The following is a 15,780-nucleotide window of genomic DNA, read 5'->3' on the forward strand; positions in this document are numbered from 1 at the left end:
AATATCCTTTGATGGATTGAACTGGTGGATCAGTGTATGTGTAGAATTTCCTAACTGCAAGGAAACACTTAATGATGATGGAGTTGGCATAGACTTAGGAATTAAAGACTTAGCTGTCTGCTCTGATGCCGTTAAGTATAAGAACATCAATAAGAGTCAGAAAGTAAAGAAACTAGAAAAACAGAAACGTAGATTACAGCGTAGTATCTCTCGTTCTTACGAGAAAAATAAGAAAGGGGAAAGTTACTGTAAAACAAATAATGTAATCAAAAAGGAAAAACTTTTATTAAAACGAAATCACAGATTAACAAACATCCGTAAAAACCATTTGAATCAGACCATATCTGGGATCGTAAATCGAAAGCCAAGATTTATTTGTATTGAAGATTTGAATGTCAGCGGAATGATGAAAAATAGACATTTATCCAAAGCAGTACAGGAACAAGGATTTTTTTGGTTTAGAAAACAGCTTGGATACAAATGCAATGATAAAGGGATCCAGCTTATAGTGGCTGATCGGTTTTATCCATCATCAAAGCTTTGCAGCTGCTGTGGAAACATCAAAAAAGATCTGAAGTTATCTGACAGGGTTTATAGATGTGAATGTGGGAATATGGTTGACAGAGATTTCCAGGCATCTATAAATCTCAAGGCTTATGGAGAACGATTTGCAAGCTAACACTGAAACGTTAATGCAAATATGTACGGATACGTTAGTCCGGAATTTACGCCTATGGAGAGTACAAGAACTTGTGAGTAGATAGATATTTATATCATCAAAAGCATACTCGTTGAAGTAGGAATGAAACATGGAAGTTTATAACTTTTTATAAGTTTTCAGTAACGGTATGGTATGATAAGAAAAGTATGGTATATGATATTGGTTCTTATCACGATATATCTGGAGATCATGTACGACAGCACCTGGATGCTTGCGGTGCTGGCATTTGAACTGCTTCTGGCAGCAGTTATGTTTCTGATGTCCTGGTATCTTAAGCTGCATATCTGTGTATGGCTGGATATGAAAGTGCCGGTATCTGCAAAGAAACAGACGTTTGAGATGGAGCTTCATATAAAAAACAGCGGAGTGCTGCCGGTATCTGCTGTATATACCATTCTGGAATGTGAGAACCGCAGCGGCGGATGCAGTGAAAAAAGGATCGTGGATGAGAGTGTGGCGGCAAAAACGGAAAAAACGATAAAAATCAGTGCAAAAGCAGATTACTGCGGTAAAATGGTCTTTTCACTCAAAAAAGTGCAGGTGAGTGATTATCTGCATCTTTTTGCAAGAAAGGTCAGAGTACGGTCTCAGATAAATGTTAATGTATTGCCTGATATCCACACGTTTCCGGTGGAGGTTTCCATGAAAACCAGAAATTTTCCGGTGGAAGGCGATGAATATGAGAAGGAGCGAAGCGGGGACGATCCGTCCGAGATTTTTCAGATCCGCGAATTCCGACCGGGAGACCGGATGCAGCAGATCCACTGGAAAAGCAGTGCAAGAAGCGGCGAGCTGATGACAAAAGAATACAGTATGCCGTGCGGCTGCAAGGTATTGCTTCTTTTGGAGCTTAGTCAGAAAGAAGGCGGTGCAAAAAGAGCAGATCACTTTTTTGAGCTGGCGGCTTCGCTTTGTTTTTCCATGCTTGAGGCAGAATGTCCGCATTTTGTGGCGTGGTACGATGAAAAAGAAGGACAGATCCGGCGTCATGCAGTGAAAAAAGAACAGGATCTCTACGAAATGCTGGATCTTCTGATGCGAACATCCTTTTATAAGCAGGAATATGATGTGAAAGCAGCTTATTTTTCCTCCTATCCGGAAGGAACTTACAGCACCGTTCTGATTCTGGACAAAGAAGGAAATCTGCAAAGAGACGAAGAAGATACCGTAACATTTGGAGAAGAGGAGTTGAAAGAGAGCCTTTCAGGCTTTGTATTGGAAGTGTAAGATATGAAAAAAAGAAAAAAAGATACAGGCCTCTCTTTGCAGGCAAGTATCTCCGAAAAAGAAAAGAGAACGGTAACATCCGGATTTCTTGCGATCGTTCCGGTCTGCTATATGATCCTTGGTGTTTTCGGCTGGATGAAGACGGCTCTTGGAATCATAAACGTTGTGTATGATGCGGATCTGCTGTATGGTGTGCTGCTGGCAGCCGGGATCTGGATGGGCATACTCTATCTGATGAAAAAAAGGCAGTTTCTGCTGCTTTTGCTCACACTGGCGGTCACGCCCATTCTTGTGTGGATGCGTTTTTCCGTGATCCTGGAAGGATTCTCGGAGATCAGCAGGGTTTTCCAGTCAGGAATGACAGTGCCTGGGGGTGTTTATCAGGGGATCGGTAGTGAATATGAGATCACCTGTGCCCTGATCGTGGTCGTTTTTTTGCTGTATGATCTGTTTTTTATCTGTCTGAGCACAGAAATCGGCAAATATCTGGCGGTCTTACTTCTGGTGGTTCCATTCTGTGCGGCGTTTGTTTTCGGACAGGTTCCGGATGGTATGGGGACATTCTGCATGCTGCTGTGTGCACTGGGACTGATCGCATCCTCCGCAGAAGAACACGACAGGCAGCGAAATGGCAGTGCTTTCTTTCTGGGGATTCTATCGCTGCTGTTGCTCCTGATCGGATTTTCAGCCGGAAAATCCCTTCTGGAGCCGTTTTTTGAGGGAAAAGAACAGACGAGAGCCAGGATCCAGCAGACGTCCTTTATAAAAGAGATCGAGAAATGGACGGCTCCGCTTCAGAGCCAGATGCCACAAATAGCATCCGGAGGCGTGAGCGAAGGTACAATCAACGATGCTGATTTTTTCCTGAATACAGGAGAAGTGCTTTTTTCAGTCAGCCAGGATCAGCAGCCGCAGGGCAGCCTCTATCTGAAAGTGTACACCGGTACGAAATACTCGAATACCAGGTGGAAAGCAAACGACGATCCGGAAGAGAAAGCAGAAATTTTCTGCCAGAGAGCGGCAGCCTGGTCGAATACACAGGGATATGATGGGGCAGTCCGTCTGACAGTTGGCTTTCCACAGGGGAAAAGCGATGCCAGTCATCCCTACGCTCCTTATTTTTCCCAGGGTATGTCTGATGACGGCACAGAAAAGAAATATCGTTATTATCCAATCGAGAGAATTGCATATCTTTTCACTGAACCGGCTGACAGCCTGACGGACGATTACCGCGACTATGTGTATCAGCATTATCTGGATTATCCGACAAAGGGAACAGAGCGGATGCAGCAGTTTGTGGCGGACAATCCAGGGGCGGATATCGAGGAAATCTGCAATATCGTGCGGACGTTTCTCGATGAGAGTGCTGTTTATAATCCACAGGTCGGACGTTTTCCGAAAAATCAGAATTTTGCAGAATATTTCCTGTTTGAAAAACACGAAGGGTACTGCGTGCATTTTGCGACGGCAGCTGTGCTTCTGATGCGGATGTACGGCATCCCGGCACGTTATGCGACCGGATTTGCCATTCCGGCAGCTGATTTTGACTGGCAGGATGGAGCCGGATGGCTCGCAAACGTAGAAGACAGCAGGTCACATGCCTGGGCAGAAATTTATACGGACTACTATGGCTGGATTCCATTTGAGACAACGCCGTCCTATGATTCCGGGGCAGATTTATCCTACTATGGCGAAAGTCCGCAGGAAAAACAGCAGCAGAGCGAAGAAGTGGCGTCCCGTCTGGAAACGCAGCAGACAGAAAGCATGGATACAGAAGAAGGAACGCAGAACAACGATAAAAATGAGGATCAGACTCCGGATACGAGGAAACAAAATGCAGACCAGAGCAGTGATTCTGACAGCAAAAACGGATATGGTGCAAATGGCATGAATGGAAGTCTTTCGGGCACACAGACAGGGATCGTATCGATCGCAGCCGTTCTTCTGTCTCTGATCTTTGCAGGGCTGATCCTGTTTGCAAGGCGGACGATCCGACTTCGCGGACGCAGCGGCGAAAATGCACAGGAGATTTTCAGGGATTTCTATGAAGTGCTCGTTTTTGCCGGAATGCCGCAGGGACTGGACTGCATGAAAGACGGATTTACGGCGAAGGTCTGTGAACAGTTCCAGTGGCTGAACAAAGAAGAACTTGATCAGGCGATGGACATTGTGATGCGGGCAAACTTTGCGGGTGATCCGGTGACAAAAGAGGAAACCATGCAGCTGAGGGGACTTTATCGTTACACCTGCCGTATGGCTTTGAAGGGCATGAGCCGCAAAAAGAAGTTTCTTTTCCGCTTTATCAAAGCATATGCTTAAAACTGACCCTGTAAAAATGCTGAATATTGTCTGTTTTTTAAATGACAAAAAAAGCTTATACTGAACAGCAAGAAAAAACAGGAAGGTGAAAGTTTGGAAGTTGACTTCCAAATCTGCCATTATTGACGCAGCAAGTGCGTCATGAAGGAGAAAAGTATGAACGAAAAGAAAAGTACAAACTGGACAGCAAAGAAACTGGCAATCAATGCTCTGGCGATCGCACTTGTCTGTGTATCGACCATGGTGATCCAGATCCCGATCCCGCTTGGTTACATGCATCTTGGGAACTGCTGCATTCTGCTGGTTAGTGTTTATTTTGGAAATATGACCGGAATGCTGGCAGGCGGCATTGGCTCCTGTCTGGCAGATCTGCTCAGCGGCTATACACAGTGGATCATTCCGACACTGATCATCAAAGGGATCATGGGACTTGTGATCGCTATGATCGCTTATCGCGAAGGCGAAGAGATCCGTATGATGCGTCTCCGTACATTTCTCGGAGCAGCGGCAGGTATCGTGATCATGATTGCAGGCTATACGTTTGCAGGATGCTTCCTTTACGGCGGCATGGCAGCAGGTTTTGCCCAGATCCCGGGACTGACCACAGAAGGTGTGATCGGACTGTTGCTGTTCTATGTGATCGGATTTGCATTTGAAAAAGCTAAAATTCCGGTATTTATCAAACGACTTGCGTAGGAAAGGTGAAATATGTCTCACAACAATCAGAAAAAAATTGCAGTGATCAATGATTTCTCAGGATTTGGCAGATGCTCGATAGCAGTAGCACTGCCAATTCTCTCTGTTATGAAGGTGCAGTGCTGTCCGCTGCCGACCTCCATTTTTTCCAACCACACGGGTTTTCCAAGCTACTTTTTCGAAGACTATACTTCCCGCATGGTTCCTTATATGCAGGAATGGAAAAAACTGGATCTTCATTTTAACGGGATCTGTTCCGGATTTTTAGGTTCCAAAGAACAGATCGAGATTGTAAAAAAGTTTTTTAAAGAGTTTAAAACAGAAGAAACACAGATCATCGTTGATCCGGTAATGGGCGATTATGGAAAACCATATCCGACCTACACAGAAGAAATGTGCGGTGAAATGAAAAAACTGGTCGAGTTTGCCGACATTCTCACACCGAATGTCACAGAAGCCTGCGTGCTTACCGATACACCGTACAAAGAAAAATGGAAGATCGAAGAAATCCAGGAAATGGCAGAAAAGATCCACAAGATGGGACCGAAAAAAATCGCCATCACCGGTATCGTCCAGGGCGGATTTATTGCAAACTTCTGTTACGAAGAAGGGCAGCAGCCGAAAGTGCTGCGTATCCACAAAGAAGGAACACAGCGTTCCGGAACCGGCGATATCTTTGCATCCATCATCGCAGCCGATGCCGTCAACGGAGTGCCGTTCTATAAATCCGTGAAGAAAGCTTCCGATTTTATCAAAAAATGTATTATCCGCTCACAGGAACTGGATATTCCGCTGACAGACGGCGTATGTTTTGAAGAAGTTTTAGGAAAATTAAAAACAGACTGAAAGGAATGCTGCATTATGAAAAAAGAAATGACGATTTTCTATGAAGTACACGATAATATCTATGTAAATCTCACCAATAAATGTCCATGTGCCTGTACCTTCTGCCTGCGTCAGACCAGAGATCACATGGAAAATTCCCATGTTTTGTGGCTGGAGCATGCACCATCTTTTGAAGAAGTGCAGGAAGCCATGAAAGCCGTAGATTTTTCAAAATATAAAGAAGTGGTATTCTGCGGATTCGGCGAACCGACCGAGGCACTCGATGTGCTGAAACAGAGTGCAAAGCTGATCAAAGAAAAGTACAATATGCCGATCCGTATCAACACAAACGGACTTGGCAGTCTGGTCAATGAAAGAGACATCGTTCCGGAACTGCAAGGTCTTGTGGATACGATTTCTGTCAGCCTGAATACCCCGAATGCAGATGAGTACCACAGGCTGGTACGCAGCAAATTCGGAGAAAAGTCATTTGATGCCATGATCGATTTCACAAAAGAATGTACAAAATACATTCCAAATGTTGTGATGACGACCGTAGAGACGACCATCACACACGAAGAAGAAAAGCAGTGTCAGGAAATCTGTGACCGCATAGGGGCAAAATACCGCATTCGCCCGTGGGAGGACTGAAAAGTCCTCCTTTTTTTTGACAAATCTGCAATTCTGGGTATAATGGAAGGAAAAAGGTAACTGTGAGAATACCGAAAAGTTAGTAAAGGAGAACACCATGTACACAGTGATTGTTGCAGATGACGAGCAAGAGATCCGTCGTTCCCTGATCCGGAAAGTAGACTGGGGAAGCGTCGGTTTTCAGGTGATCGGAGAGGCGGAAAACGGTGCGGAAGCTTTGGAACTGACGGAAAAGCTGGAGCCGGATCTGCTTCTGACGGATATACGCATGCCATTTATCAGCGGCATCGAGCTTGCACGCCAGGTGCGGGAGATAAGGCCGGCTACCCAGATCGCATTTCTGAGTGGATTTGATGATTTTTCTTATGCACAGCAGGCCATACAATATAATATTATCAGCTATCTGTTAAAACCGATCTCATCTTCCGAACTTGAAAAAGAGCTCCTGAAGATGAAAGAGAAGATCGATCAGAAGTTTCAGGTATTTTCCCAGCCGGGGATGCGTCAGGAGCATATTGAGAAAAGAGAGTTTCTGACGCCGTTGCTTCTGGATGGCTTTGGCGGGGAACTTCCGGAAGAAGAGCACAGGATGCTGATGAAAGAGGCAATTTCCTGCGGACTGCTCGACGGGGAAGAGCCGGAAGCCTTGAATTATGCGGTGATGGTCACCAGAATCCTGGATAAAGACGGAAAGAACTGCACGACAAGAGGCAGCGTCAAGGCGATCGATTCCATCCTCAAAAAGTACACCAAGTACTGCAGCGTCTATTTACAGGGACGCGTAGTATCTTTGCTTCTGGCAACGCCGCGTGGCTTTGATAAATATCTGCATATTCTGGTAGATGACATCTGTCAGAGTGTGGAGCGTATCATGGGGATGGACAGCGTGATCGGAGTCAGCAGAGTAGTCGAAAAGCTGGAAAGATGTCATGAGTGCTATCTGGAGGCGATGAGTGCGGCTGCAAATTACGGAAAAGAAGAAGGAAACATTCATTTTATATCAGACGATGAACGGACAGAGAGCTTTGACAAGGTGATGGTGCATCAGACCGTGGAAGATATCGAAAATCTGCTGCGAAAAGGCAGACCGGAAGAGATCAGCGGCTATCTGCAGAACTTTTTTGACCAGGTCGTACAGCACAAAATCTCTCAGTCTGAGACGGATTTTATCCTGATGCTGATCGTTTCGACGGTTTATCAGGTACTTTATTCGGTTGCCGGAGAAGAAGTGGTTCAGCAGATGCAGCAGAAGTTCCCGATGTACAGCATGAAAATGTTCGGCAATATCGGAGATTCCAGGCAGTTTTATGTAGATATCTGCACTACGGCACGTCTGATGATCGCAGACCAGCGAAAGAAGAGCAGTGTGATGCTCTGCAACCGTGCGATCCGCATCATCAACGAGAAATTTGCCGATCCGGATCTGTCCCTTGTCTCGGTCAGCACCGAAATTTCCGTCAGCCCGAACTACTTAAGTGCACTTTTGAAAAAGGATACCGGTGAGACGTTCAAAGAGCTGCTTACGAAAAAGCGTATCGAGACAGCCAAAGAGCTTCTGATGGACACCAACATGAAAGTCCGTGAGATATCTGAAAAATGCGGTTACAATGACCAGCATTATTTCAGTTATTGCTTTAAAAAATATACCGGTGTTTCACCGAACAGCTGCAGGAGAACGTATGAAGATGGCAGACAGGATTAAACAGGCGGTGAAGCGGTTTCAGCAGATTTCACTGTCGGGTCTGTTTATCATTCTGGTGAGCGTGATCGTTATGATCACTTCAGTCGTATCACTGCTTATATTTGTCAATCTTTACCGCAATGATATGGAGCAGAATGCGATCACAACGAGCGAGCAGGCCGTTGTGCAGGTGAAAAATACCGTTTTCAACTATACCGAAGACATGAGCGATATCATGCAGATGATCTGTGCTAACATTCAGAAAGAGGAGGAAGAAGCAAATAATTTTTTCTCCAATCTTCTGAAGATAAGATCCGATGTTGTTGCAGTTACTTCCTATGATATGAACGGCAAGATCTTAAAATGCTGGACAAATGGTCAGAAATTAAAAGAAAATTATATCAAAAATCTTTCTTATGTGCGTGATCTGCCGCAGGAAGAAGGAATTTTAAATATCACAAAACCGCATGTAGAATCCCTGTTTGTGGATTACTATCCGTGGGTGGTAACGATTTCCCAGAACATGCAGGATGCAAACGGGAATACGATCCAGGTAGCGGTGGATATCAGTTTTTACAATATCGCTGATTATGTGGATGATGTCGGGATCGGGCAGCATGGCTACTGTTATATTGCCGATGATGCCGGAAACATTGTCTATCATCCGCAGCAGCAGCTCATTTACGCTTCTTTAAAAGAAGAAAACCAGAAAAATATGGAGAATGGGACGTACATCAAGTCTAATGTGATTTACACCGTCAACTCCCTTCAGAACTGCGACTGGCATATCGTGGGAGTATGTTATGTGGATGAAATGATCACAAACAAAGTGGAACGCGTAGTTAGCAGTCTGGTCGTGATCCTGGCGATCGTACTTGCCGGAACGGTGTTCCTTGGCAGCGTGTTCTCGGATCTGTTCTCAAAACCGGTTACAAGCCTGGTGCGTGCGATGGGAGAATTCGAGGGAAACAGTGCCGAGTTTGTCTATCATCCGGTGACGGGAACCAAAGAGATTTCCGCTCTGTCGGATTCGTTTGAACATATGGCAGTACGGATCCAGAAGCTGATGGAAGAAGTCCGCCAGGAAGAGATCAGCCTTCGAAAAACAGAACTGAAGGCACTTCAGGCACAGATCAATCCACATTTCCTCTATAATACACTGGATGCGATCGCCTGGATGTGCGAAGCCGGACGCAATGAAGATGCCGTGGAGATGGTCAATGCCCTGGCAAGGCTGTTCCGCATCAGCATCAGCCGCGGACATGAGCTGATCCCGATTGAGAAAGAGCTGCAGCATGCACAGAGCTATCTGCATATTCAGAATTTCCGCTATAAAAATCAGTTCCGGTATCAATTTGATGTTGATGAGGCATGCCTTTCTTATTACTGTAATAAAATCACACTGCAGCCGATCATCGAAAATGCGATTTATCACGGCATGGACCGTATGGTAGATGAGGGCATGATCAGGATCGGTATCCATCAGAGCGAAGACAAGATCATCTTTACGGTGGAGGACAACGGAGTCGGCATGACAGAAGAACAGTGCGAGGAAGTACTGAAAAAGGAGCGAAGCGACCGTGCCGGAATCGGAATCAAGAATGTAAATGACCGTATCAAGATCTATTTCGGGGAAGAATACGGCCTGACCATAAAGAGTGAGCTGGATGAAGGCACCTGTGTCACGATTATGATGCCGAAAGTAACGGAGGGAAGCTATGAAGACAAATAGATGGAGAAACCGCATCCTGTGGATGGCATTTCTGGTCTGTCTGGTGATGATTTTCTGTCTGACGGCTTTTCACCGTCCGATTCTCAGCGGAAAAGAAAGTGAAAGCAGCAGCGATCAGAAGCACAAAGTTGTTTTTATTGCAAAGTCAACCGTTTCCGGATTCTGGAAATCGGTCTATGCAGGGGCGAGCAACGCTGCCACGGCATGCAATCTGGATCTGATTTTCGAGGGACCAAAAAACGAAGAAGATTATGAGACACAGAATCAGATGATTGCAAAGGCAGTGGAAGACGGAGCGGAAGTCATTATTTTTTCTGCGGTAGATTATGAGGCAAATGCCGATGCGATCAATGATGCGGCAGGCAAAGGGGTCAAGGTCGTGGTCATCGACAGCGACGTGGACAGCGATGCGGTCAGCTGCCGGATCGGAACCGATAATTACGATGCGGGATGTAAGGCAGCGGAAGCAGCCATGAAAGATGAAAACGAAGAAATCCATATAGGTATTGTGAATTACGATAAAAACTCGGACAATGGCCAGAAAAGAGAAGAAGGATTTCGAGATACCATTCTGAGTGATGAAAGAGCCGGAATTGATGCTGTGATCAATGTGCTTTCCGATACAGAAAATGCAAAAAAACGAACAAAGAAAATGCTGAAAAAGCATCCGAAGATCAATGTGATCGTCACCTTTAACGAATGGACAACACTCGGGGTCGGCTATGCAATCCAGGAACTTGGGCTGAAAGACAATGTCCGTGTGGTCGCATTTGACAGCAATGTGGTTTCGGTCGGCATGCTGGAGACGGGGGAAGTGGACACCCTGATCGTACAGAATTCCTATGCCATGGGGTATCTCGGCGTGGAGACCGCCTACAAGCTGATCAACGGATATTCCATCAAAGATACCATTTATACGGATACGATCGCAGTGGACAAAGAGAACATGTATGATGAAGAATGTCAGAGAAGACTCTTTGCTTTCGAAAAAAGTAACAAAAATTAAATCTCGTTTTCGTGCAAAAGTATGAAACGGTGGTTTAAATCTTAAGAAAAAAATAGAAAATTATATCAAAATCGTAAATTATCATATTGGAAAATTGAGAACTTTGTGCTATATTGTTAGAGTAATGAAAAACAAATCATTTTTTTTGGGAGGAACTTATCATGAAGAAAAAAGTAATCGCTGGTTTACTTGGAACAGCAATGGTAGCATCTCTGCTTGCAGGATGCGGATCATCTAACAACACAACAGATACAACAGCTGATACAGCAGCAGCAACAGAAGCAGCAGCTGATACAACAGCTGATACAGCAGCAGCTGATGCTGAGTCAGAAGCACAGTCCGTAGCAGATGCAGCAGGCGATGTTGACCTGTCTAACGCAGACGTAGCAGTTATGTACTATACATACGGCGATACATACATCGCTTCCGTACGTACAGCACTGGATGCTAAACTGGACGAACTGGGTGTTAAATATCAGGACTACGATGCAAACAACAACCAGACAACACAGAACGAGCAGATCGATACAGCTATCCAGACAGGTGCAAACGTACTGATCGTTAACATCGTAACATCTGGTTCTGTAGACGCTTCTTCTCAGATCGTTGAAAAAGCAAAAGCAGCAGATATCCCTGTAATCTTCTTCAACCGTGCAGTTGAAGGCGACGAAGACGAAGGAAAAGTACTTGGAAGCTATGACAAGTGTGCATTCGTTGGTACAGATGCTCCGGAAGCCGGACATATGCAGGGCGAAATGATCGGTAACTACCTGGTTGACAACTACGATGCAGTAGACCTGAACGGCGACGGAAAGATCTCCTACGCTATGTTCATGGGACAGCTTGGTAACGTAGAAGCTATCTACCGTACACAGTATGGTGTAGAAGATGCTAACAAAGTTCTGGAAGAGAACGGAAAAGCGGCTCTGGAATACTTTGATTCTTCCAACACAGACTGCTACCAGGTTGACCAGGATGGTAACTGGAGTGCAACAGCTGCAAACAACTACATGACAACCAACCTGACACAGTACAACGAAGAAAACAAGAACATGATCGAACTTGTTATCTGCAACAACGATGGTATGGCTGAAGGTGCTATCTCTGCTCTGAATGACAAAGGATACAACCTGGGTACAGATGACTGCAAGACAATCCCTGTATTCGGTGTAGACGCTACAGATGCAGCTAAACAGCTGATCAAAGACGGTAAGATGACAGGTACAATCAAACAGGATGCTGAAGGTATGGCAGATTGTATCGCAGATCTGACAAAGAACGCTGGTTCAGGTCAGGATGTAATGGCTAACACAGATTCTTACAACATCTCTGAAAACGTTAAGAATAAGATCTACATCCCATACGCTATGTACACAGGAGAAGAATAAGATCTGATTCTGAAACAGAACGGAAAATGAATGATGGAAATTCATTCGTGAAATAGTATACAAGGGTAACGGCTGCCGCTGGTCGGCGGCCGTTCCTTAAGTATAAAGGTAAGCAGTAGAAAGACAGGAGGTCAGGATATGGAGCATGATGTTTTGCTTGAAATGAAAAATATCAGCAAGGAGTTCCCAGGCGTTAAGGCGTTGGATAATGTTTCTTTGACCGTAAGAAGAGGAACGGTTCACGCACTGATGGGAGAAAACGGCGCTGGGAAATCTACATTGATGAAGTGCCTGTTTGGGATGTATGTAAAAGACGGCGGATCCATTTCTCTGGAAGGGAAAGAAATCAATTTCAAAAACTCCAAGGAAGCTTTGGAAAATGGTGTAGCAATGGTTCATCAGGAGTTGAACCAGGCCCTGAAACGTAGTGTTATGGACAATATCTGGCTGGGACGTTATCCCAAAAAAGGTCCGATGGTAGACGAAAAGAAAATGTATGATGATACAAAAGCACTTTTCGACAAACTGGAGATTGATGTTGATCCGAAGAGGATCATGAGCACTATGCCGGTATCACAGCGTCAGATGGCAGAAATTGCAAAAGCAGTTTCCTTTAATTCGAAAATTATCGTGTTCGACGAGCCGACATCTTCCCTGACGGAAGAAGAGGTAGAGCACTTGTTCAAAATTATAAATATGCTGAGAGATCAGGGATGTGGTATCATCTACATCTCCCATAAAATGGCAGAGATCCTCAGAATTTCTGATGACATCACAGTCATGCGAGACGGTACATGGGTAGCTACCAAACCGGCAAAAGAAATGACAATGGATGAGATTATCAGACTGATGGTAGGTCGTGAGCTGACAAACCAGTTCCCGCCAAAGACAAACAAACCGGGCGAAGTTGCTCTGGAAGTAGAAAACCTGACTGCACAGTACTCTCTGCTGCGTGATGTTTCTTTCAAAGTTCGCCGTGGTGAGATTGTTGGTCTGGCCGGTCTGGACGGAAGCGGACGTACCGAAACACTGGAGAACATCTTCGGTATTGCAACAAGAAAATCAGGAACGATCAAACTGGACGGTAAGGTTTGCACAAACCGCAACGCACGTGAATCTATCAAGAACGGTTTCGCCCTTCTGACAGAGGAACGTCGTGCAACCGGTATTTTCGGAATTCTCAGTATTCGTGAAAATACGGTTATCTCCAGCCTTAAGAAACATAAAAAGAAAGGTCTGTATCTGAGCGAGAAGTCCATGAGAGAGGATACTCAGTGGTCCATCGATGCGATGCATACCAAAACACCGACACAGGAAACAAAAATCCGTTCACTGTCAGGTGGTAACCAGCAGAAGGTTATCCTTGGACGCTGGCTGCTGACCAATCCGGAAGTACTGCTGCTGGATGAGCCGACACGTGGTATCGACGTTGGTGCTAAATACGAGATTTACCAGTTGATTCTGGATCTTGCAAATAAGAACAAAGTAGTTATGGTAGTTTCTTCTGAAATGCCAGAACTTCTGGGAATCTGTGACCGAATTCTCGTTATGTCCGGTGGACGTCTTGCAGGTGAAGTAAATGTCAGCGAGACGAACCAGGAAGAGATCATGACCCTTGCGGCAAAATATGTATAAGGAGGCTGAAGTAAGTGAGAGCATTTTCAAATTTAAAAGCAAGTATCGCAAATTATAAAACACTGGACAGCAAAGACAAGAAAACCTTCTGGAAAGAGGGATTCATCAACAACCTGATGTATATCTTGATCATCATTGCTGCAATCTATACATACACACAGAACCACAAATTCCTGAGTGTATCTTCTATCGTAAATATTATTTCTCTGTCAGCTGCAAATATTCCGATCGCACTTGGTATCGCAGGATGTATCGTACTGACCGGTACCGACCTTTCTGCTGGTCGAGTTGTAGGTCTGACAGCATGTATTTCCGCATCTTTACTGCAGTCTATGGACTATGCAACAAAGATGTTCCCGAATCTTCAGCCACTGCCAATCCCGGTAGTAATCCTGATCGTTATCGTTGTTGGTGGTATCGTAGGTTTCGTCAATGGATGGTTCGTAGCACAGTTTAAACTGCATCCATTCATCGTAACACTGGCAACTCAGCTGATTACATACGGTGTACTGCTTCTGTACATCATGATCAACGGAAACAATGGACAGCCTCTGTCAGGTCTGGACAATTCCTTCAAAAACTTCGTAACAGGAAGTTTAGTTAAATTCTTTGGCGTTCCAATCCCGAACTATGTTTGGTATGCAATTATCATGATTGCTTTCATGTGGTTCATGTGGAACAAAACAACATTTGGTAAAAATATGTTCGCTGTAGGTTCTAACCCGGAAGCAGCAAACGTATCTGGTGTAAGTGTATTCTGGACAACAATCGCAGTACATACCCTGGCTGGATGCATGTATGGTATTACAGGTTTCATCGAGTCAGCACGTATCGGTTCCAACCAGGCCAACACAGGTCTGAACTACGAGTGTGATGCTATCGCAGCCTGCGTTATCGGTGGTGTATCTTTCGTAGGTGGTACTGGTAAGATCAGTGGTATCGTTCTTGGTGTATTCATCCTGAGAATTATCTTCGTTGCACTGCAGTTCCTCTCAATCAACCAGAGTATGCAGTACATCATCAAAGGTCTCATCATCCTGGTAGCTTGCTCTATCGATATGAGAAAATACCTGGTTCGTAAATAATTTTTTACAGAATCTCAAGGGCCGGACATATTGTTCGGCTCTTTTTTTCTCTTGATCGGAGAAAACGTTCGCCTGTATTTGAACTGAAAATAGAAAAACGGATAAGTATTATCTATCTTTTCTGTTGGAAATGTGATATCATGATGTGGGTGTCAAAAGTCTCCAACTATGATGCCTACGGAACAATCCAGTATCAAAGAGGGTAAATACCTTTTGATCAGACATCATAATATGTGAAATACAGGCAAAAAGAGAGGAGCATAATATTATGAATGACAGAGCAAAGTATAAAGGACGTATGGCGATCTATGCCATGGCAGGCGTATATCTGCTGGCACAGGCCTACTATATGTATAAAGATATCCCGACCAGCAGCGGAACCGATAAAATACTGATGTCCATTTTTATGGTAGTGTTTGCTGTGATCGGTGCAGGGATGGTGATCATGGGAGTCACCAAGAGCTATAAAGCAATCAAAGAAGACTATAATGCAGTACCGGAAGAAGAAAAAAAAGATGCAGAGACTTCTGAAGGTGAAGAAGCTGCCGTAGAAGCAAAAGAAGTGGCAGAGCTGGAAGATAAAATAGAAGAAAGCAAAGATGCATCAGAGGATGCAGATAAATAAAAAATTGTGGTGGAGTTTGTGTAAATGTGCAAATGAACGCCATAGAAATGATTTTATAAAATATATAACGCCATGATGATTCGAAAACAATCCTTGCTACCGTCAGAGCGATTTGTTTTTGGATTCATCATGGCTGTATTATTTTTTATGATACCGTTCGTTTGCACATTCAACTTTTAGCGAAATCTT

Annotated in this window: 13 protein-coding genes; all 13 read left to right on the forward strand. The window is 44.5% G+C overall.

Annotated features, from left to right (window positions below):
* On the forward strand, positions 1-679 hold a 679-nt coding region (locus tag GPK60_RS03855; protein ID WP_215658886.1), incomplete at its 5' end, for an RNA-guided endonuclease TnpB family protein.
* Between the two features lie 174 nt (positions 680-853).
* Entirely contained in the window at positions 854-1,948 is a 1,095-nt protein-coding gene (locus tag GPK60_RS03860) for a DUF58 domain-containing protein (RefSeq protein WP_215658887.1), read from the forward strand.
* Between the two features lie 3 nt (positions 1,949-1,951).
* Entirely contained in the window at positions 1,952-4,267 is a 2,316-nt protein-coding gene (locus GPK60_RS03865; RefSeq protein ID WP_215658888.1) for a transglutaminase-like domain-containing protein, read from the forward strand.
* Between the two features lie 156 nt (positions 4,268-4,423).
* Complete coding sequence (locus GPK60_RS03870; RefSeq protein WP_022119492.1) at positions 4,424-4,963, forward strand: ECF transporter S component; 540 nt, start codon at positions 4,424-4,426, stop codon at positions 4,961-4,963.
* 12 nt (positions 4,964-4,975) lie between these two features.
* Positions 4,976-5,809, forward strand: a complete 834-nt coding sequence (locus tag GPK60_RS03875; RefSeq protein WP_215658889.1) for a pyridoxamine kinase — start codon at positions 4,976-4,978, stop codon at positions 5,807-5,809.
* A 15-nt stretch (positions 5,810-5,824) separates the two neighbouring features.
* Entirely contained in the window at positions 5,825-6,439 is a 615-nt protein-coding gene (locus GPK60_RS03880) for a TIGR04100 family radical SAM protein (protein ID WP_022119494.1), read from the forward strand.
* A 97-nt stretch (positions 6,440-6,536) separates the two neighbouring features.
* Positions 6,537-8,141: a response regulator gene (locus GPK60_RS03885; RefSeq protein ID WP_173865930.1), complete on the forward strand. Its 1,605-nt coding sequence runs from the start codon at positions 6,537-6,539 to the stop codon at positions 8,139-8,141.
* Positions 8,125-9,852, forward strand: a complete 1,728-nt coding sequence (locus GPK60_RS03890) for a sensor histidine kinase (RefSeq protein ID WP_173897364.1) — start codon at positions 8,125-8,127, stop codon at positions 9,850-9,852. Before GPK60_RS03885 ends, GPK60_RS03890 begins: the two co-directional genes overlap by 17 nt.
* Positions 9,839-10,858, forward strand: a complete 1,020-nt coding sequence (locus GPK60_RS03895) for a substrate-binding domain-containing protein (protein WP_173897365.1) — start codon at positions 9,839-9,841, stop codon at positions 10,856-10,858. Before GPK60_RS03890 ends, GPK60_RS03895 begins: the two co-directional genes overlap by 14 nt.
* Before the next feature lie 161 nt (positions 10,859-11,019).
* Entirely contained in the window at positions 11,020-12,246 is a 1,227-nt protein-coding gene (locus tag GPK60_RS03900; protein WP_226911811.1) for a galactose ABC transporter substrate-binding protein, read from the forward strand.
* A gap of 138 nt (positions 12,247-12,384) precedes the next feature.
* On the forward strand, positions 12,385-13,881 hold the full coding sequence (locus GPK60_RS03905) for an ATP-binding cassette domain-containing protein (protein ID WP_173865927.1): 1,497 nt from the start codon (positions 12,385-12,387) through the stop codon (positions 13,879-13,881).
* Between the two features lie 14 nt (positions 13,882-13,895).
* The gene (locus GPK60_RS03910) at positions 13,896-14,966 is read left to right on the forward strand and encodes a beta-methylgalactoside transporter (RefSeq protein WP_215658890.1); all 1,071 of its coding nucleotides are present in this window, start codon (positions 13,896-13,898) and stop codon (positions 14,964-14,966) included.
* 268 nt (positions 14,967-15,234) lie between these two features.
* Complete coding sequence (locus GPK60_RS03915) at positions 15,235-15,591, forward strand: hypothetical protein (RefSeq protein WP_173895232.1); 357 nt, start codon at positions 15,235-15,237, stop codon at positions 15,589-15,591.
* Positions 15,592-15,780: the final 189 nt, after the last annotated feature.

It is taken from the genome of Ruminococcus sp. MCC718 (assembly GCF_018783905.1).
Taxonomy (GTDB): domain Bacteria; phylum Bacillota; class Clostridia; order Lachnospirales; family Lachnospiraceae; genus Hominisplanchenecus; species Hominisplanchenecus faecis.

Excerpts from the sequence above, each read along its gene's own strand:
- GPK60_RS03860 (WP_215658887.1), top strand. The coding sequence starts at position 854 with ATGATAAGAAAAGTATGGTATATGATATTGGTTCTTATCACGATATAT.
- GPK60_RS03865 (WP_215658888.1), top strand. The coding sequence starts at position 1,952 with ATGAAAAAAAGAAAAAAAGATACAGGCCTCTCTTTGCAGGCAAGTATC.
- GPK60_RS03870 (WP_022119492.1), top strand. The coding sequence starts at position 4,424 with ATGAACGAAAAGAAAAGTACAAACTGGACAGCAAAGAAACTGGCAATC.
- GPK60_RS03875 (WP_215658889.1), top strand. The coding sequence starts at position 4,976 with ATGTCTCACAACAATCAGAAAAAAATTGCAGTGATCAATGATTTCTCA.
- GPK60_RS03880 (WP_022119494.1), top strand. The coding sequence starts at position 5,825 with ATGAAAAAAGAAATGACGATTTTCTATGAAGTACACGATAATATCTAT.
- GPK60_RS03885 (WP_173865930.1), top strand. The coding sequence starts at position 6,537 with ATGTACACAGTGATTGTTGCAGATGACGAGCAAGAGATCCGTCGTTCC.
- GPK60_RS03890 (WP_173897364.1), top strand. The coding sequence starts at position 8,125 with ATGGCAGACAGGATTAAACAGGCGGTGAAGCGGTTTCAGCAGATTTCA.
- GPK60_RS03895 (WP_173897365.1), top strand. The coding sequence starts at position 9,839 with ATGAAGACAAATAGATGGAGAAACCGCATCCTGTGGATGGCATTTCTG.
- GPK60_RS03900 (WP_226911811.1), top strand. The coding sequence starts at position 11,020 with ATGAAGAAAAAAGTAATCGCTGGTTTACTTGGAACAGCAATGGTAGCA.
- GPK60_RS03905 (WP_173865927.1), top strand. The coding sequence starts at position 12,385 with ATGGAGCATGATGTTTTGCTTGAAATGAAAAATATCAGCAAGGAGTTC.
- GPK60_RS03915 (WP_173895232.1), top strand. The coding sequence starts at position 15,235 with ATGAATGACAGAGCAAAGTATAAAGGACGTATGGCGATCTATGCCATG.